The sequence below is a fragment of the Desulfobacca acetoxidans DSM 11109 genome, from assembly GCF_000195295.1.
GTDB classification, from domain to species: Bacteria; Desulfobacterota; Desulfobaccia; order Desulfobaccales; family Desulfobaccaceae; genus Desulfobacca; species Desulfobacca acetoxidans.
On record NC_015388.1, the window covers coordinates 605,829 to 623,774 of the forward strand.

The 17,946-nt window shown below is 55.5% G+C and carries 14 protein-coding genes; 5 read left to right on the forward strand and 9 right to left on the reverse strand.

All coding sequences use genetic code 11. From position 1 onward, the window contains the following. Nucleotides 1-156 precede the first annotated feature (156 nt). Complete coding sequence (locus DESAC_RS02500) at nt 157-1,668, forward strand: HD domain-containing protein (RefSeq protein ID WP_013705501.1); 1,512 nt, start codon at nt 157-159, stop codon at nt 1,666-1,668. Beyond that, a complete protein-coding gene (locus DESAC_RS02505; protein ID WP_013705502.1) occupies nt 1,665-2,354 on the forward strand; it encodes a class II aldolase/adducin family protein in 690 nt (229 codons plus the stop codon). Before DESAC_RS02500 ends, DESAC_RS02505 begins: the two co-directional genes overlap by 4 nt. A gap of 19 nt (nt 2,355-2,373) precedes the next feature. Here the strand turns inward: DESAC_RS02505 and DESAC_RS02510 are convergent, their stop codons facing one another. The 6 genes from DESAC_RS02510 to DESAC_RS02535 form a co-directional block, all read right to left on the reverse strand. Then, nucleotides 2,374-3,972, reverse strand: coding sequence for an SIR2 family NAD-dependent protein deacylase (locus DESAC_RS02510; RefSeq protein WP_013705503.1), 1,599 nt, complete (start codon nt 3,970-3,972; stop codon nt 2,374-2,376). A gap of 63 nt (nt 3,973-4,035) precedes the next feature. After that, the gene (locus DESAC_RS02515; RefSeq protein ID WP_013705504.1) at nt 4,036-4,773 is read right to left on the reverse strand and encodes a hypothetical protein; all 738 of its coding nucleotides are present in this window, start codon (nt 4,771-4,773) and stop codon (nt 4,036-4,038) included. Nucleotides 4,774-4,836: 63 nt separating this feature from the next. Continuing rightward, nucleotides 4,837-6,252 carry a UDP-N-acetylmuramate:L-alanyl-gamma-D-glutamyl-meso-diaminopimelate ligase gene (gene mpl / locus DESAC_RS02520; RefSeq protein WP_041284125.1) on the reverse strand — a complete coding sequence of 472 codons (1,416 nt, stop codon included), beginning with the start codon at nt 6,250-6,252 and terminating at the stop codon, nt 4,837-4,839. Nucleotides 6,253-6,431: 179 nt separating this feature from the next. Further along, nucleotides 6,432-7,538: a serine hydrolase domain-containing protein gene (locus DESAC_RS02525; RefSeq protein ID WP_013705506.1), complete on the reverse strand. Its 1,107-nt coding sequence runs from the start codon at nt 7,536-7,538 to the stop codon at nt 6,432-6,434. Between the two features lie 18 nt (nt 7,539-7,556). Further along, nucleotides 7,557-8,486, reverse strand: a complete 930-nt coding sequence (locus DESAC_RS02530; RefSeq protein WP_013705507.1) for a D-alanine--D-alanine ligase family protein — start codon at nt 8,484-8,486, stop codon at nt 7,557-7,559. A 3-nt stretch (nt 8,487-8,489) separates the two neighbouring features. Next, the gene (locus DESAC_RS02535) at nt 8,490-9,056 is read right to left on the reverse strand and encodes an HD domain-containing protein (protein ID WP_013705508.1); all 567 of its coding nucleotides are present in this window, start codon (nt 9,054-9,056) and stop codon (nt 8,490-8,492) included. A 687-nt stretch (nt 9,057-9,743) separates the two neighbouring features. Between DESAC_RS02535 and DESAC_RS02540 the strand changes: the two genes are divergently transcribed. The 3 genes from DESAC_RS02540 (at nt 9,744) to lptF (ending at nt 14,858) form a co-directional block, all read left to right on the forward strand. Beyond that, nucleotides 9,744-11,816 carry a sodium-translocating pyrophosphatase gene (locus DESAC_RS02540; RefSeq protein ID WP_013705509.1) on the forward strand — a complete coding sequence of 691 codons (2,073 nt, stop codon included), beginning with the start codon at nt 9,744-9,746 and terminating at the stop codon, nt 11,814-11,816. A 184-nt stretch (nt 11,817-12,000) separates the two neighbouring features. Next, nucleotides 12,001-13,656: a glycosyltransferase family 39 protein gene (locus DESAC_RS14935; protein ID WP_052301874.1), complete on the forward strand. Its 1,656-nt coding sequence runs from the start codon at nt 12,001-12,003 to the stop codon at nt 13,654-13,656. Then, nucleotides 13,623-14,858, forward strand: coding sequence for an LPS export ABC transporter permease LptF (gene lptF, locus DESAC_RS02550; RefSeq protein ID WP_083800176.1), 1,236 nt, complete (start codon nt 13,623-13,625; stop codon nt 14,856-14,858). The genes DESAC_RS14935 and lptF overlap by 34 nt, the downstream gene beginning before the upstream one ends. Before the next feature lie 87 nt (nt 14,859-14,945). Here the strand turns inward: lptF and DESAC_RS02555 are convergent, their stop codons facing one another. The 3 genes from DESAC_RS02555 to DESAC_RS02565 all read right to left on the reverse strand — a co-directional run bounded on the left by DESAC_RS02555 (nt 14,946) and on the right by DESAC_RS02565 (nt 17,720). Beyond that, nucleotides 14,946-15,749 carry a cytidylate kinase family protein gene (locus DESAC_RS02555; RefSeq protein ID WP_013705512.1) on the reverse strand — a complete coding sequence of 268 codons (804 nt, stop codon included), beginning with the start codon at nt 15,747-15,749 and terminating at the stop codon, nt 14,946-14,948. 2 nt (nt 15,750-15,751) lie between these two features. Then, the gene (locus DESAC_RS02560) at nt 15,752-16,507 is read right to left on the reverse strand and encodes a TerC family protein (protein ID WP_013705513.1); all 756 of its coding nucleotides are present in this window, start codon (nt 16,505-16,507) and stop codon (nt 15,752-15,754) included. A 202-nt stretch (nt 16,508-16,709) separates the two neighbouring features. Further along, nucleotides 16,710-17,720, reverse strand: a complete 1,011-nt coding sequence (locus DESAC_RS02565; protein ID WP_013705514.1) for a radical SAM protein — start codon at nt 17,718-17,720, stop codon at nt 16,710-16,712. Nucleotides 17,721-17,946: the final 226 nt, after the last annotated feature.

Consider the following 17,946-nt stretch of genomic DNA (forward strand, 5'->3'; position numbering starts at 1 on the left):
TTCATCATTAGGGGGTCACTTTTTATACTACCATAGCACGAAGATGGGGCATTGTCAAAAGGAAATGTGTCCTCACGTGAAAAAAAAAGCGCTCAAACCGTGACTTAGGGGGAGGCCAAGCTTGCCGGACGGAGCAAAAAAAGATAACAACATTATATGAAATCCTATCCACCGCCCCCCAAAGAACTAGGGGGCCGCCTGCAGGTTTTAGGCGGGGCGCCGATGCTGCAGGTGCTAGCGAAGTTGGCAGCCTCCCGAGGACTCAAAGTCTACCTGGTGGGTGGCGCAGTGCGGGAACTCCTCCTCGGACGCGAGACGCACGACCTGGACCTGGCAGTGGACCGGCAGGCCCTGGAGGTAGGTCAAGAGTTGGCCCAGACTATCGGCGGTTCCTATGTATTGTTGGATGAACGGGAAAAATCGGCCCGGGTGGTTTGGCAGGGACGGGAGCTGGATCTGACCGAATTCCGGGCCCCGGATCTGCCCGGAGATCTGCGGAAGCGGGATTTCACCCTGAATGCCATGGCCATTCCGCTGGAAGAGCTGCTGGATCCGTCAACCCCGCAAATTATCGACCCCTGGGGAGGCCGGGCGGACCTGACGGCCGGGCGGCTGCAACTCCTGTTGCCGGAAAATTTCTTGGACGATCCCCTGCGTCTGCTGCGGGCCTTCCGGTTTGCCGCCACCCACGGTTTCGACCTGTCGCCGCAATTGCGCAGAGTCATTCAGCGATACGGACCGGCCATTGCCACCGCGGCAGGAGAGCGCCAGCGCCAGGAGCTCTTCCGGTTGCTCAGTGCACCGCGAGCGCATCCGGTGCTCCGACTGATGGATCAATTGGGATTTTTAGGCCACCTCCTCCCGGAACTGGAAGATATGAAAGGGGTGGCCCAGGACGGCTACCATCACCTGGACGTCTTCGAACACAGCCTCAGCACCGTCTGCCATTTGGAGGAGCTGTTGGCCGCGCCGGAAAACTATTTCCAGGAATGTGCGTCATATGTCACCACCTATAGCCGACAGGATAAAAAAGCGGCCCTCCTCAAGTTGGCCGCGCTGTTTCATGATGTGGGCAAACCGCTCACTCGGCAGTTTCGGGAGGATCAGAGGCGTTACACCTTTTACCATCATGAACGGCTGGGGGTGGAGATTTTTCTGCAAGTTGCCGCCAGGCTCCGTTTTTCCCAGGAGGAGAGCCGCACTGTCGCCCGGCTCATCGAACTGCATATGCGGCCTTTTCTGCTGCTGCCGGATTATCGGCAGGGGAAGCTCAGCCAACGGGCTCTGGGTCGGTTTATCAAGGCGGCCCGGCCCGAGCTGGCGGGCGTATTTCTCCTGGCCATGGCCGACAGCCTGGGCGGTCAGGGACCGGCTAAGCCTCCCGACTCTGAAGCCGCCCTGGCCGGTTTCTGCGATCAGGTGTATGTTTTTCTAAAGGAACGGCTGGAACCCCTCGAGCAGCGCCCCCGGCTGCTCACCGGGGATGACCTGATACGAGTATTGCGCCTCAATCCCGGCCCGGTTTTTAGCAAGCTGCTGACGGCCGTAGAGGAAGCGGCCTTGGCAGGAGAGATTACCAGCCGGGAAGAGGCCTTGGAGTTGGTGAGGGGTTTATTGGCGGATGCAATGACCGGGGAGCGGGAAAACCGGGAAGGAAAGGCAAAGTGAAGGGAAGAGGGAAAAGGGAAAAGGGAATTAGACAGGCGCTGGCAGAGCAGAAGCGGGAGTTGGTGCAGGTGTGCCGGGCGCTTTCCCAGAAAAAGTTGCTGGCGGCCACGGATGGCAACCTGAGCGTGCGTTGGGGTGAGAACCTCCTCATTACTCCGAGCGGAGTCAACAAGGGATTTGTCCGGGAAGAAGAGATGATCATGGTAGACCTGAGCGGCCGGGTGTTGGCCGGTTCCGGGCGGCCTACCACCGAGTTGCTGCTGCATCTGGAGGTCTATCAGGTGCGGCCGGAGGTTCAGGCAGTGGTCCACGCCCATCCGCCCATCGCCACCGCCTTTACCATAGCCGGCGTTCCTCTCCTGGAAGGCATCCTGCCGGAGGTGGTACTGACCTTGGGGGCTATCCCGACGGCGCCCTACGCCACCACCGGGACTCCCGAGATGGCGACGGCGGTCCGGGATCTGCTTCCATTTTATGACGCCATATTACTGGACCACCACGGTGCCCTGACGCTGGGCCGGGACTTATGGGACGCCTATAACAAAATGGAAAAGGTGGAACATGCCGCTCTGACCGTGTTGTTGGCCCGACAGTTGGGCGCCGCCCGGCCGCTGCCTCCCGAGGAAGTGGCAAAATTGACCGACCTGGGAATCAGCAAGGGCTACCGGCCGTCGGGGGCGGGATAAGGCCGGAGGCCGGTGCAAGTTATTCTGCGAGAGGTATGACCCGGCGGATCCAGTCGACGCCAAGGGATAGTTCCTTATTTCTCAGCTGTTTTCCCCTAAAGGCTTCTACGAGTTTTGCCTGGTGCTCCTCACAGATTCTCGGGTAGTTTATAATAGCCAACCTATTCCGGAGTTTTTCGGTAAAATCAAAGAGGCAACCAACATCAGTCGGATGAGGTTTCAGGAACGCTCTTTCTATTCCGGTTTTCTTATACTTGTTTAACTTCGCGTCAAAAAAATATAAGGTCAGCAGCACTAATACATGTAGAAGAAATTCATCCATGGTGGGACGACTGCCGACAAATTTCTTCCAGAACCAGGTGCTGGCCCATCCTAAATATTGCCGATTGTAAAAAAAATAATTCTTACTTTCATTCTTATCGGTAAAGATAAAATAGCCGTCAAATAAATCCGGATGATCCTGGCTGTACCTATCTACCGGTTTAAAAGCCGGATCTTTTGGCTTATCAACCCCGATAAACCGGTCTGGTAAATTTACTTCTACTTCGGACGCGGTTAAAAGCTCATATCTGATCTCAGACTGAACTTTATTCAGATAATCTATAAGCTTGACAACGGCTGGCCCATAGGAAAATCCCTGGTCCAAGAGGATGGCAATCCGGCCCACCGGTTCTTTTACTGAGACTTTGACATCTTTTCGCAAAGCGCCAATAAGTTTCCACAGGTTGTCATGGCAAAATGTATCGGTTCCCGGAATTGGCTCCAAGTCATAGTACAAGAGGCCCACACTATATTTGTAATTAAAGCGCAAGGTCTCCAGCCAGCACTCGGCCTGAGTTTTGAGGGGTCGGGGGAAGATAGCAAAATGTCTGATGTCAGGGGAGGGAAATTTTCCTGTTAGTTGCCGAAAAGTCTGCATGACGTCGTAATCGTTTAAACTAAAGCCGATGAAGAGGGCTGACTTGGAAAAGAAGATGGCCTGGAGCAGATCCAAAACCTTCTCATTGGTGTACAGCTTCTGGTAATCAGACTCTGAAAAAATGATAGAGCCCGGTTCTTCTAAATTCCCGTGCAGGTGAAAAATCTTGCGGTGTTGAAAGGTGTCTCCACTTCTGAGAAATTCGACGAATTCCTCGCTTTTTTTATGAGTGAAGAATTCTATCCGTTTATCGGGGTGTAACTGACGATCCAGGTCAGCCAACAGGTTGTCATAGTTTGTGGTAATAATGCGATAAAATGGCAGTTCTAGAAACGCTTTCAGTCCATCCGCGGCCTTTACATTGCATACCTGGTGCGTTTTAATAATGCTCCCGACGGATGTTTCAAAGTCCTCTTGTAAATATGTGCGGCATAGATCTGCCGTAAATAAAGGATCCTTGTCGCCCGCGTCAAGGGTTATTTTATGCTTTGCTGCCTGGAAAAGTTCAGATATCGAAGGATTACTCTTTGATCCAGCTCGGCTCAAAATTTCATCAATGAGTTGCTCCAGACATTCGGTCCAATTAACCGTTTCACAAACAGCCTTAGTTACCCCGGCCCCGACGACAGGGACAATGAGGCCTTTCTGCAAAGCCTGTACGAGCAACGCGTAATTTTTGTTGCTGGCATACCGATCCATGCCAACCTCCTCAACGCTGCCTGATTGACAAAAAGCAGGTTAGACGCAATAGTTCTTCATGTCTCAGAGTTTTGCCGCCTCTTGAATAATGCCGTTGGTGACCCAGCCGATGACCGGCTCTTTTTTAGTGCCGTTGCGGGTGACGAAGATGTCCTCGCATTTATCCAGATTATCCATAATGATTTTGGCCTTGGCTAAGGAAGCTCCTTCCTCAACGGTGGCAAAGCTTTCTCCCAGCCATTTTTTCAGTTCGGCATCTTCATCGAGAAGGTTTTGTAAGGTAAGTGTCTTGAGATCCGGGGTAGGCGTCTGGAGCGCCTTTTTTACCAGGTAATTATCAATGGCGCTGCGATGTACTATATAAGTGACGTGGCCTTGGTCATTGAGAATGGGCAGTCGGAGTTTCTCCTGCAACTTTTGTAAGGCGTCGACCAGAATAATTTTATCGGGAGGCGACGTTTCCACCAGCATTTCATTTCTGGGGATCATTTTGTTTCTCACCGGGATTTCGGTGAGCTTCTCCATAACCCCCACAGTCCTGGCAATGGCCGTGACGCTTCGGGTGGCGGCCTCAAAATTCTCCTTGCCGAAGTAAAAAGCCAAAATAGTACCGACCCAGGCGCCGAAGAGCGGCAAGGCGGCGGTGAACACCATAGTCCTGGTGTCCTTATCTTGCCAGGCCGAGATGATCATGACGATTGACAACCCGAGGACCCCGATGATGGAGGTCCAGGTTATCCAGATCGACAATTTTTCCCGGTGATCGGATTTATTCGGCTCTGCTGGTTTGCTATCTTCCATGGATTCTATCTCCTGAACAGCCTTTTTATCGATAGTACGAAAGATAGATGTCTTATCAATCGGTCAAGATGGTTGGGCCAAAGCCTGGCAGAAGCGGGGGATCAAACCGTCAAAACCGCCGTTGGACATGACCAGGACCACGTCCCCCGGCTCCGCTTTGGCTATCAGGGCAGCCAACAGGGTATCGGTATCGGGGAAATACCAGGCCGGGCGTCCCTGCCGGTTAAGGTCGGCCACAAGCTGGGCAGACGAAAACCGGTCATCTTCCGGCGCTTTCCACAAATCCGGAGGCTCCCGCACCAGGATTAGGTCGGCTGCCGCCAAGGCATTGACATAATCGCTTTGAAATATCCGCCGGCGGCTGGTGTTGGTCCGGGGTTCGAAAGCCGTTAACAGACGCCGGCCAGGGAAGCGGCCCCGCGCCGCCAGCAGGGTTTCGGCCACTGCGGTAGGATGGTGGGCAAAATCATCCACTACCGTGACGCCGGCAACATCACCCACGACCTCCAAACGTCGCTTTACCCCCACAAAATCAGGTAGTGCCTCCTTAAGGCTTCTTCGGTCCACCCCCAGGTCATTCAGGACGGCAAGCGCCGCCAGGGTGTTGAGGACATTATGCCGGCCAGCCAGGGGAACATAGAAGCTCTCCCAGAATCGCCCCTGCCGGTGCACATCGAAGTTCATGCCAGCGCCTTTGGGGGTCAGATTGCGCCCCTGCCAGAAGGCGTCAGAGTTCAGGCCATAATACGCTACCTGACACGAGGCCTGGGATGCTACCTGACGCACCAAGGGGGCATCCCCCCAGGCCAACAACTCTCCATCCGGGGGGAGCTGGCTCACAAAGGTGGTGAAGGCCTGAGCGACGTGCGTCAGATCTCGATAGATATCGGCGTGATCAAACTCTACGGACGTAAGGATGGCCATCCGGGGGTGAAAGAGCAGAAACTTGGGACGCTTGTCAAAAAAGGCAGTGTCGTATTCATCCCCCTCCAGCACGACGTAAGGGCCCTGACCGACCCGGTAATTGGCGTTAAAATTTCTGACGATACCGCCGATCATAAAGCCGGGGTCCAAACCGGCGGCAAACAGCAGCCAGGCCAGGAGCGACGATGTGGTAGTCTTGCCGTGGGTACCGCTGACTACCAGGGCTTGGCGATCCTGTACCAGAAAGCGGTTGAGTGCCTCGGGCATGGACAGATGAGGCAACCTTAACCGGAGGATTTCCTGGGCTTCCGGATTTTCAGCCCGGATGACATTGCCGATAACCGCCAGGTCGGGCCGGGGTTGAAGGTTTTCCGGCCGGAAGCCATTGCAGACGTTGATACCCAACTGCTCCAGGAAGGTGCTCATAGGCGGATAGGTATGTTCGTCAGAACCGCTGATCTGATACCCCTGTTCCTTCAGGATGCCGGCCAGGGCCGCCATGCCGGTGCCGCAGATACCTAACAGGTGCAGGTGATGAGGTTCGGTGAAATCCACTTTAGTATCCGGGTCATATAGTTTCGAGGTTCGAGATAGTTGGAACATAACCGGTGCACCGGCGGGGAGCCTGTGCTGCCGGTTCAAATTTTCATGGTTTGCGGGCGTTTTATCGGTGATGAGGATCACCTTGTCTCATGACCGAGGCTTTAACCCGAAAATGGAAACCAACCCCGGTCTTATGTCCTGTATATCTGGAAAAATCCTAACGCCCGAGAGGTGGCTTCGTGCAACCGGGGACGAAATGACCTTATCATAGCATTGTCTCTGCCGAGGTGCACTCTATTCGTCAACAGCACGACAATCTGTCCCAGCTCCAAATCAATCCAGCACGAAACCCCGGTGAAACCTAAATGGCCGACGCTGCGGGGAGAAAAGCAGCGGCCGCAACTGGCTTCCTGGACAGCAGGAAGATCAAACCCGAGGGCGCGCTCAGAGCCCGGCGGCGGCGTCAGAAAGGCGCGCACCAGGTCAAAAGAGAAAAAGGGAGAGTTCTTGTCATGATACGCGTAATATATCTCCACCGCCAGACGGAAGACCTCCCGCCCGGTGCCAAAGAGACCGGCATGGCCGGCCAGGCCGCCCGCCGCCCAGGCGTTTTCGTCATGCACTTCTCCCTGAATCCGCCGTCCGGGAATCAAACCGGTTTCGGTGGCCGGATAGGTGAGCCTATCCCCGCCAGGCTGCTTCAGCGGATTAAAGCCCACGGTTGTCAGACCCAGGGGCCGGTAGAGACGCCGGCGGCAATAAGCGTCCATATCCTCTGCGGCAACCGCCTCCACCACAGCCTTTAAGATTATAAATCCTAAATCGCTATAGACCATCGTCCGACCGGGAGGATGATCCAAGGGTTCAGCAGCCGCCAATCGCTCCAAGAGCCCTGGCCGCTCTGCCGCCGGTGCCTTAAGGAGGGTTTGATAAAACGGCCTCCAGGCAGGCAGACCGGCATTATGGGCCAGCAATGAGGTCAGGGAGAGGCGGCGTTTATCCGGCGGCAGCCATCCAGTCGGTACTACCTCACCCAACTCTGCTTTCAGGGATAGGCGCTGATCCTGTATTAAGGTTAAGAGGGCCAGGGCGGTGGCAAACGGTTTGGTAAGCGAGGCAAGGTCGAAGACCGCATCCGGGGTAACCTTCGGGCTGTCAACCGCTGCACTTAAACGGCCCAATGCCTGCTCATAGGCGACTTCCCCTTGAGTTCCAGCTAACAAGACGGCGGCAGTATATACTCCGTTTTCCAGTCCGAAATGCAGGATCTCATCCACCCGCCGCCAGCGCGCCGTCATACTTTCCTGCGTGACCGGCTATTTTTCGAGGGCCAGTTCAACCAGCCGGTCGAGGAGGGCCGGGAAATCCAATCCCATAGCCCTGGCCGCCTGCGGGAAGAGGCTGGTGGCAGTCATGCCAGGGATGGTGTTGGTCTCTAAAACATAGATCTCACCGTCCCGCACGATGGTATCGGTGCGGCTGTAGCCCCAACAGCCCAGGGCCCGATGGGCCGTCAGGCCGCATTCCTGCACCCTGATTGTCATCTCGGGGCTGAGGCGCGCCGGGACAATCTCCTCGGTAGCACCAGGCAGATATTTGGCTTCGTAGTTAAAGAAGGGATGGGATTTGTCCGGAACGATCTCTACCAGCGGTAAGGGCAGCAGTGCATCGTTGCCCAACACCCCGGCGGTAACTTCCATCCCGGAGATGAACTCCTCCACTAGCACCCGGCGATCATAAGCCAGGGCCTCTCCAATGCCCGCCCCTAACTGGTCAAGATGGCGGGCCACGGTTACCCCGATGCTGGAACCTTCATTGACCGGTTTGATGACCGCCGGCAGCCCCACCGCCGCTTCGAGAGCGCGCGGGTCTATGGCATCTTGCCGGGAAAAAAAGACCGCTCGCGGAACCTTCAAGCCCGCCTGACGGTAGAGCGTTTTACTGAGTTCTTTGTTCATGGCCAGGGCGCTGGCCATCACCCCCGATCCCTGATAAGGCAATCCCAAAAGGTCCAATAACCCTTGAATGGTGCCGTCTTCCCCCCAACGGCCGTGCATGATGATCAGGGCGACATCGAGATTAGGGGCATCGTTAATAAGCTGCCGGAGATCGGTCTGTGGATCATAGCGGTAAATATCATACTTGGCTTTATCCAGGGCTTCAAAGACCTGGCCGCCGCTTTTTAAGGAGACCTCGCGTTCCGAGGATTTGCCGCCGCTCAACAAGGCCAGCCGTAATTTCCGCATCTCTTAACTCCACTCATTGATAGCCAGAAGATCGTCAGGGGAGATAGTTATATGGGCAAAAATCTTCTGTTCCAAACACTGACTGCGCCGTTGATTGGCCGTAATACGGCTGAGAGCCGCTTCTGTCCGGCCGTAGCGTTGTCGCAGGTCATCAAACCTCTGGTTCAGGGTCACCACCCGATCGTGCAGGACGCGTTTGTCGGCGTAATTGACAATCTCCACTTCCCGTAGAGGCCAGGGTTCTTCGGGATTGCGGCTCAGACAGACGTGTTCTCGAATAATCTCCGCCACGGCAGGATGTCCCCGGCGGCTGAGCCATTCGGCCCCCAGGCGGGCGTGGTCGCCGCCATTATTGATAGTGGCGGTCTTGGCGATATCGTGCAGCAGGGCACCAGCCTTGAGCAAAGGCAGTTCCAGTTTCAATCCGGCCTCGAAAAGGTGTTCTCCCAACAGCAGGGCAACGTCATGCACCCGCCGACTATGGGCCCGGATATTGGGAAGCATCTCATATTCATCCATCAAACGCAGGCATTCGGTCTCCGAAGGATGACCCCGACCCATAACTTTCATTACCTTCCTTGACGATTCTTCACAAGCATCCCAAATTAACCGGATTATAATTAAATTCTCCTGATAATGCAAGTCTGGGGCTGAGTTATCCCGGCTGGATCCCTGAGCCGTTAAACGTAGATTCTACCCGTAGGAGCAAATTTTGTACTTATCCTAGGCTGTGAGTCTTGCGAACTTGAACACCCTGCGGAAATCTTGATTATAAAGACGGGGTTACCTTGCCCCTGCAAGGGATAACCCCAAGAATAAAGGACCTTCCGGATGGAGGCTATTTAGACCCCGGAGCAGCTCATACCCAATTACAATACGACTCAAAAATGGGCTAGGTAAAATAATTTTTTCGCTTCCCTTGAAAAATATCCAAGAAATCTGTGCCACAACGGTCCTGCCGCACGATTTGTTAGCTGTTTGTGAACTTAAAGATATTGACAATTTCCCTGAGATTTGCTATTCCCACTGTGTGAATGTTTGCACATTGTCAAGCTCAGGGTAAAGCGCCAAAACCCCGGAATTGGTGTTAACCGATTTGATTACTTAATTTAACTAACTATTATTAAGGAGGTGGTTTTCTAAGGCTTATTTGCACCTGTAATTTGGTTTGGAGGTCTTATTGTTCTATCTGCGGCTATTCAGGATCTGCTGGGCGGATTCCTGAGGAAGTAGAATTAACGTTTAAGGAGGAAGTTGATGGACATTATGAATTTTGCTTTAATCTGTGGCGCCATTGGTGTAGCCTACGGCTTGTTTACCACCACCTGGGTGCTCAAACAGGATCCCGGCTCTGAACGGATGCAGGAAATCTCTGCAGCCGTCCAGGAAGGCGCTGGGGCTTTCTTGAACCGGCAGTATAAATCGGTAGCCATGGTCGGCGCGGTACTCTTCGTACTGCTCTTCGGCTTGGGCAAATATACCGCTATCGGCTTTGTCATCGGCGCTGTCGGTTCTGCCGCCTGCGGTTACATCGGCATGTATGTGGCCGTGCGGGCCAATGTCCGCACCGCCCAGGCAGCCTTTAAGAGCATGGCCTTCGCGCTGACCGTAGCCTTCCGGGGCGGTTCGGTGACCGGCCTGTTGGTGGTCGGCTTGGGCCTCTTGGGCGTCGCCGGTTATTACAAATTCCTTACCGGCATTGCCAAGGTTGATCCCGTCACCGCCATGCACGCCTTGGTAGGTCTGGGCTTCGGCTGTTCCCTGGTCTCCGTCTTTGCCCGGTTGGGCGGCGGTATCTACACCAAGGCCGCTGACGTCGGCGCCGACCTGGTAGGTAAAGTGGAAGCCGGGATTCCGGAAGACGACCCCCGCAACGCTGCAGTTATCGCTGACAATGTCGGCGACAATGTTGGCGACTGTGCCGGTATGGCTGCCGACCTCTATGAAACCTACACCGTGACCGTGGTCGCCGCCATGCTGCTGGCCTCCACCGTTTATGGCGCCGATTCCCCGGCGGTCATCTTCCCGCTGGTTATCGGCGGCGTCTCCATCATCGCTTCGGTCATCGGCACCTACTTCGTGAAGCTCGGCAAATCCGAGTACATTATGGGTGCCCTCTACAAAGGGTTGGCGGTTTCGGCCGTTTTGGCCACCATCGCCTTCTTCCCTCTGGCCAACAAATTCATGGCAGGTGTTGCTGCCAAAGCTGCTAAAGGCGCTGCCGCCGGCCATGTCATTCCACCCTTTAACGTCTTTATGCTGGCAGTTATCGGTGTGGTCCTTACCGGCCTCATCGTGATCATCACCGAATACTTCACTTCCAAGAGCTTCCAGCCGGTGAAATCGATTGCTGCCTCATCCACCACCGGCCATGGCACGAACGTCATCCAGGGTCTGGCCATCTCCATGAAGGCCACCGGCGCCCCGGTTATCGTTATAGTCGCTGCTATTCTCTATGCCTTCCACCTGGGTGGCGGTTTAGCTAACGCGGGCACCGGCCTCTATGCCATCGCCCTGACCGCCGTAGCCATGCTGTCCATGACCGGCATCGTCGTGGCCATCGACTCCTACGGCCCCATTACTGACAATGCTGGCGGCATCGCTGAGATGGCGGAACTGCCCGATGAAATCCGCAACATCACCGATCCGCTGGATGCAGTCGGCAACACCACCAAGGCCGTCACCAAAGGCTATGCCATCGGTTCCGCCGGTCTGGCCGCCCTGGTGCTCTTTGCCGAATACTCCCGCTCCTTCCCAGGCGGATTGACCTTTGAACTGGCCGATCCGCGGGTGCTGGCCGGTCTGTTCATCGGCGGTCTGCTGCCCTACTACTTCGCCGCCATGTGTATGGAAGCCGTGGGTAAAGCGGCCGGTGGCGTCGTGGACGAAGTCCGCCGTCAGTTCCGGGAAATCCCCGGCATCATGGAAGGCACTGCCAAACCCGAGTATGGCACCTGCGTTGACATCGTCACCAAAGCCGCTCTGAAACAGATGATGATCCCGGCCCTGATCCCGGTCCTGTCCCCGGTCATCGTCGGCTTTATGCCTGGCCTGGGTCCCGTGGCCCTGGGCGGCATGCTCATCGGCTCCATCGTCACCGGTCTGTTCCTGGCCATCGCCATGACCTCCGGCGGCGGCGCCTGGGATAACGCCAAGAAGGCCATCGAAGACGGCCTCTATGGCGGCAAAGGCTCCGATGCCCATAAAGCGGCAGTCACCGGCGACACCGTCGGCGACCCCTACAAAGACACCGCTGGCCCGGCCATCAACCCCATGATCAAGGTCGTCAACATAGTCGCCCTCTTGATCGTGCCCTTGTTGGCCAAATAATCTGATCGTATAACTTTTCATGCTGCCAAGGCCGGCTTATCAGCCGGCCTTTATCTTTCTAGGTCCTCAGCTCAATGAAAATACTCAAGCCTTCGAGACTTCCCCTCTCCTAACAGGTATGGTATATTCGACCCTAAAATTCTTCTTCGAATATTTGTCTAGAAAACCAAAGCATCAATCGCCCATGACCAATTCACCTTCCCTGATCCGCCAGCTTCTTCAATCTCATCTTTTTGGGTTGGGTTTGCTGACTTTGCTCTTCTTTTTCCGCCTGGGCGTCCCCGGCCTGATGGACCCCGATGAAGGACGCTATGCCGAGATCGCCCGAGAGATGCTGGTGACGGGAGATCTCATCACTCCGCAGCTCAATTTTCTGCCCTACCTGGAAAAACCGCCCCTCGTCTACTGGCTCACGTCTCTGTGCCTGAGTTGGGGGGGTCTGAACGAATGGGCCGCCCGCACCATCCCGGCCCTGAGCGCCGTCGGTGGCCTGGCTGCGGTATATTGGCTCACCGCCAGAATATGGGATACGTCCACTGCGGTTATCTCCGCTGCCGTAACAGCCACCAGCCTCGGCTATCTTATCCTGGGCCGCATCCTTACCCTGGATATGACCCTGACCTGTTTTATGACCTGGGGGATTGTACTGGGCTATCTGGCCATCAGGGATAAGGTGCGTCGATACCTCCCCTGGGCCTATGGCTGTCTCGGGCTGGCAGTCTTGAGCAAAGGCCCGGTGGCGGTGATATTACCCGGCCTGATCTTCCTGGCCTGGTTGTTGAGTCAAAAACAATGGCGGGGTATTGTCCAGCTCTGGCATCCCGGCGGAATGCTGATTTTTCTGGCCCTGGTGCTTCCCTGGTATATCCTCGTATCCTTGAAAAATCCGGAATTTATAAGCTATTTTTTCCTGCAGGAGAACTTGCAGCGTTTTCTGACACCGCGCATTCACGCCGGTCAGCCGGTGTATTATTATCTGGGGGTGCTGCTGGTAGGCTGTCTCCCCTGGACCTTTCTACTGCCCTGGGCCTGGCTGACACAATCCGGTGAGAGGGCTCCGGAGCATTTTTTTGCCGACAGAATGTTTCTTGTCTGCTGGTTTGGGGTCATTGTAATCTTTTTTTCTCTCTCCCGGGCCAAGCTGCCGTCCTATGTCCTGCCTGCCCTGCCACCGGCGGCGATAATGCTAGGCCGAGCCCTGGCCTCCTCCAATCCTGACCCTGACGGCAGCGCCTGGCGCTTGACACTGTGGCTCTGGTTCGGTCTGGCGGTTCTGCTAATCGTTCTCTTGGCGGGGTTGCCGCCCCTACTGCCCAAGGCATGGGATAAAATTGCTTATCTGGCGCCGTTGCTCTGGTTGTTCACCCTGACCCTGGCGGCAACACCCACCCTGTTGTTGCTGAAACCATTCTCACCCCGAGGCCGTTGCCGCCTCTTGTTGGCCGCCGCACTCGTACTCAACGTCATCCTGATGATGGGCAGCGAGCGCCTCAGTGAAATCCGCTCCCCGCGCCAGGCAGCTCAGGTGATTAATTCCCATATGCCTCCTGAGGGTATCCTGTTGGGCTACCAGTTGTATTCGCAGGGCCTGTCATTCTACACCGGCCAGCCATTTTATCTATATAAGATACGGGGGGAGCTGGATTTTGGCATCAGGCAGTCTCCTCACAACCCGTATTACCTGAACACGGAAGCGGAGTTGAGCGAACTGCTGCACCGCCGCCATCGGTTTTTTCTGCTCATCAGTCCTGAGGAGCTGCCGACCTTTCAGGCGGTTTATTCGAAGCCGCTGAGAATTCTAACTCCATGGAAAAAATATCTGCTGGCAGTCAGCCCATGAACCGCTTGACTGCTCCTTTCTACCGTATTCATTGGCCGCTGATCATCTACCGCCATCTCTGGCGCGAATGCTGGGACATCTTTGCCGTCGGTCTGCTGGCTATTACCGTTATTGTCTTTATGGGCCGGATAACCCGGGTGATGCAGATGATCATCACCAAGGGCGTCAGTCTCATTGATATCGGCAAATTCTGCGTGCTGCTGCTGCCCTATCTGCTCCTCTTCACCGTACCGATGGCGGCGATGATTGCAGTGCTGATCACCTTTCTCCGCCTCTCCAATGACAACGAGATCATGGCGCTGAAAACCAGCGGCGTCAGTGTCCTGCAGCTCTTGCCGCCGATACTGGCCTTCGCTCTAGTGATTTCCAGCACCGCGCTTTTCTTCTCCCTTTATGCTACTCCCTGGGGCAATCAAGAGATGCGGCGCCTTCTCTCGGAGGTTACGAAACGGCGGGCTGATCTCGGGATTCGAGAACAGGTTTTTAATAACGACTTCGAGCATGTAGTCCTCTTTGTGAATCGCGTCCCCACCTCCGGGGGACCCATGGAGGGCGTTTTTCTCTCCGATGACCGCGATCCCCAGGTGCCGATTACTATCGCTGCCGATAAGGCCCTGCTGCTCTTCGATCTGAAGTCGGAACGTCTGATCATGCAGTTGTTTCAGGGTCGGGTCCTGCGGCTGTCAGAAGATGCCACCTCATTTCATAGCATCGAATTTGAAACATACCAGGTGCCTCTGGAATTGTTTAAGTTCGTCCCCAAACCGAAATCCGAAGATGAGATGTTCCTCGGCGAACTCCGTCAGGCCCTAGCGCAGCACAAACCCGGAACCCTGGATTACAACAAACTGCTCGTTGAACTCAACCGCCGGTTTTCCCTGCCCGTGGGGGCCTGCATCATGATCCTGATCGCCATGCCGTTAGGCATCTCAACTCAAATCAAGGGTCGGGCGGTGGGGCTCATCATGGGGCTGGTCATCTTTCTGCTCTACTATCTGTTGCTCACCGCAGCCTGGCGGTTGGGCCAGCACGCCATTATTCCCCCCGGATTGGCCCCCTGGCTGCCGGACTTTATTTTTCTATTTCTGGCTTGGGGGTTATGGCGGCGATCGCGGCGGGACATTCCCATCGGCGCTGGCGCCTTTGAGGTGAAACGTTGGATTAAACGAAAATTTATGAAAACAGTGGACGGTGGGCAGTGAGCCGAAAAAGCATTATTGTGAGCAGCAGCCACGGTTCTGTTTTTATGCTTCGTTGGGTTCCTCGGAACATGAGGATTTTATAAATTGCTACCGGCGTTTAAGATCAAACTGCAAGGCCTTCGATCCGCAGACTTCGCCGGCAATTTCCTGCACCAACTGCATTTCCTTGGGGGTGTGGATGACTCCGGAGACGATGATGGCGCCGCCGTCATCAAGGCGGACCTTCAAGGTAGGCGCCAATATCCGTGAATCAGTAGCCAGACGCGCTTTGAGGCGGCAGGCCAGGGCCAGGTCAGCCAGCCGATCCCTCGCACCAGGAGTTGCCAGGCTCTCTTTTTCGGCCAGCGCCGCGAGCAACAGCTCCACCGTCTGATCATAGCCCAACCTGCCGGTGTTAAGGACCAGGTCGTAATTGCCCGCGTCATTCCAAACCTTGCTGTAATTGGTCTGCAGGTAGCAGGCGCGGTCCTGATCCACCCGGGTTATGAGTTGTGCCGCCGCCTCCCGGTCAAGACTCTCCTCTAACATGACGCGTTCCACCCGGACTTCCAGCGGTGCGGTCAAACGTACCTTCAGGCAGAAGGGAACCCCCTGGAGCAGTATGACGGCGCCCCGCCCGATGAGCACCACCCGGTCTTGGACGGCGTAGTCCAGGATCAGGGACTCCACCAGGGATATGTACCCTTGATACTGCCAATCATGGCGCTCCCAGAGGGTCGGGCAGACTTCGTCCAATTCTCGCGCCGCCCGCCCCCAGCGTTTCCCGCGGTGGTCTAAATCCTGAAACAGACGTTCTTTATCCACATATGCATATCCCAGCCGCGCCGCCAGGCGCCGGCCGATCTCCCGACCGCCGCTGCCATACTCCCGGGAAACTGCCAGAATCGCCATGCTCACTCCTCCTTTCCTGATTGTTCAACTGGAACACAGCCGTTAAGGACTACCGCCGCCTTCTCGGCCTTTCGAAAACTATACCAGAGCCATAGCTTGCCCACGACAATAACCCCCAAGGCAAAGAGCGCCTCCATGGCGTATCTGAACCAGGTCGGCGGCATCAACCAACTCTCGACTAAAGGATCGGTAAAAATCATTTCGGCCGCCACCCGGCCCAGGATCGCCGCCCCGAGATAAATAATGATGGGATAGCGGTCCATAAGCATCGATAAGAGGTTGCTGGTAAAAACCACAAACGGGATCGAAAGGGCCAGGCCGAAGAGCAGCAGAAAGAGGTTGCCGTGCGAGGCGCCGGCTACCGCCAGAACGTTGTCGGTACTCATGGTGATATCCGCCACCACAATGAGCCACATGGCCTGAATCAGGGTCTTGGCCTCCTTGTCAGCCTGTTCCGGCGCCCCCTCCACAAAGAGCTTGACGGCAATCCAGGCAATGAGCGCCCCGCCCGCCAGTTTGATGAATTCAACCGTCAGGAGCTTGGCCACAAAGAAAGTCAGCACTACCCGCAACAGCACCGCCGCCCCGGCGCCCAGGATGATTCCCCATTGCCGCTGTCTCCGGGGCAGGGAACGCACCGCCATAGCAATCACCACGGCGTTGTCACCGGCCAGAATGATATCGATGATGACAATATTGAGGATGCCGGCAAAAAACTTCCAATCCAATCTATCCAGGCCCCAGGCCGCTAAATCCATAGCAAGATTCCAACCCTTCTCATAATAAAGATATCTGTCATTATATCATGAAGATCAATCGTCCCCGGCTTTTTCCTACCACTTGCCAATTAGAACAATTTTTTACCGGTAGCACAGGCTTTCTAGCCGGTGCAGCGGAAGATACGGGGGAATACGAGATTCGCGCCTATAGGTAGAATCTACGGTTGGCGGCGAATCGGTATTAATCCTCCGAACCGATGAGTTTGAGACAGTGACGGCAAGGTTCGGCCAGCACGCCGGCCTCAAAAGATCGGCGGAAGCTGGCATACGTCGGCTGGCGCCAGATCTCTCGAAAAGACACATCCTGCACATTGCCGAAGCACAAAGGCTGCAGGGGATATGGTCGACCATGCAGGTAATGCACGGCGCCGGTAGCCGGGATGTTGGTAAAGACGCACGGAGATACGTCCCCGGTTGCAGATATGACTGCCGCCCGCAGGACGTTTTCCGGGCAGGCCGCTTTCTGCACTCCAGCCGGGTGTCGGGGAAAATAGACCGGTAGACCGGTCTCGGCCACTTTCTGGAGGCGGGCAATGATATCGGCGGATTCCCGAGGCGAGAGGCCAGCTAACGATTCTTCCTCCAGCTCCGGGGATGGCACCAGGTCGAGGGTGCTGATGACCACCTGGCCGATATCCAGCCCCCGGAGCGCGGCGGGCAGTCTTTCCAGCTCCCCTAGGCCGGATCGGAGCAGGAGATAGGCGATATGGACGTGAGGAGTGCTCTTTCCTAAACGGCGCCTGCGATCCTGAAGCGCCGCGATCGCCTCCCGGACCTGCTGAAAACCGGCGCCCGCCCGCCAAAAATCATGAGCTTCTCCCACCCCGGCGAGTGAGAAGGCCAACAGATCTATTCCTGACTCAACGACGCGATTGATGTTTTCCCCGGTCAGAAGCGTACCGTTAGTGGTAGCCCCCACCCGGCAGCCAGCCTCTTTGGCCAGAGAAACAAAGTGGAAAAAATCAGGATGCAGAAAAGGCTCTCCCCACCCCTGGAGAAAAACCAGATTTACTTTTTTCAGATCTGGCGCCAAATTCCGAAAGGTCGTTAAAGAAAGATGACGGCTAGTCCAGGTACTGCGAAAGACCGTATGGGGGCAGTAGGCGCACCGAGCATTGCAATGCGACGTCACCTCTACCTGGAGCCAGTCAAATCTCCTGGGGAACATCCGCCCCAGCCAAGCATACCACATGTTATGATCCTCAGATTCTTCGGTCGGAAACCAAAGCCGCTGGCAGACGCAAGTCCGCCTATTTTTATAGAGACAGGAAGGCCTTTCCCCAAATCATGAGATCGAGGCTCTGAGCTCAGATTATCATAACCGTTAAAATTTGTTTACTTTCTTATTCGAATCTATCAAAATTACCGATAATAATTTCAAGTTTCGGGTTTGGAGATGCGAGATTAAAAGGCCAGAA

Coding starts and splice junctions, on each gene's coding strand:
- DESAC_RS02565 (WP_013705514.1), bottom strand. CDS start 17,720: ATGTGGTATGCTTGGCTGGGGCGGATGTTCCCCAGGAGATTTGACTGG.
- DESAC_RS02540 (WP_013705509.1), top strand. CDS start 9,744: ATGGACATTATGAATTTTGCTTTAATCTGTGGCGCCATTGGTGTAGCC.
- lptF (WP_083800176.1), top strand. CDS start 13,623: ATGGAAAAAATATCTGCTGGCAGTCAGCCCATGAACCGCTTGACTGCT.
- DESAC_RS02560 (WP_013705513.1), bottom strand. CDS start 16,507: ATGGATTTAGCGGCCTGGGGCCTGGATAGATTGGATTGGAAGTTTTTT.
- DESAC_RS02500 (WP_013705501.1), top strand. CDS start 157: ATGAAATCCTATCCACCGCCCCCCAAAGAACTAGGGGGCCGCCTGCAG.
- DESAC_RS02525 (WP_013705506.1), bottom strand. CDS start 7,538: ATGACGGCGCGCTGGCGGCGGGTGGATGAGATCCTGCATTTCGGACTG.
- DESAC_RS02510 (WP_013705503.1), bottom strand. CDS start 3,972: ATGGATCGGTATGCCAGCAACAAAAATTACGCGTTGCTCGTACAGGCT.
- DESAC_RS02555 (WP_013705512.1), bottom strand. CDS start 15,749: ATGGCGATTCTGGCAGTTTCCCGGGAGTATGGCAGCGGCGGTCGGGAG.
- DESAC_RS14935 (WP_052301874.1), top strand. CDS start 12,001: ATGACCAATTCACCTTCCCTGATCCGCCAGCTTCTTCAATCTCATCTT.
- DESAC_RS02535 (WP_013705508.1), bottom strand. CDS start 9,056: ATGAAAGTTATGGGTCGGGGTCATCCTTCGGAGACCGAATGCCTGCGT.
- DESAC_RS02515 (WP_013705504.1), bottom strand. CDS start 4,773: ATGGAAGATAGCAAACCAGCAGAGCCGAATAAATCCGATCACCGGGAA.
- DESAC_RS02530 (WP_013705507.1), bottom strand. CDS start 8,486: ATGCGGAAATTACGGCTGGCCTTGTTGAGCGGCGGCAAATCCTCGGAA.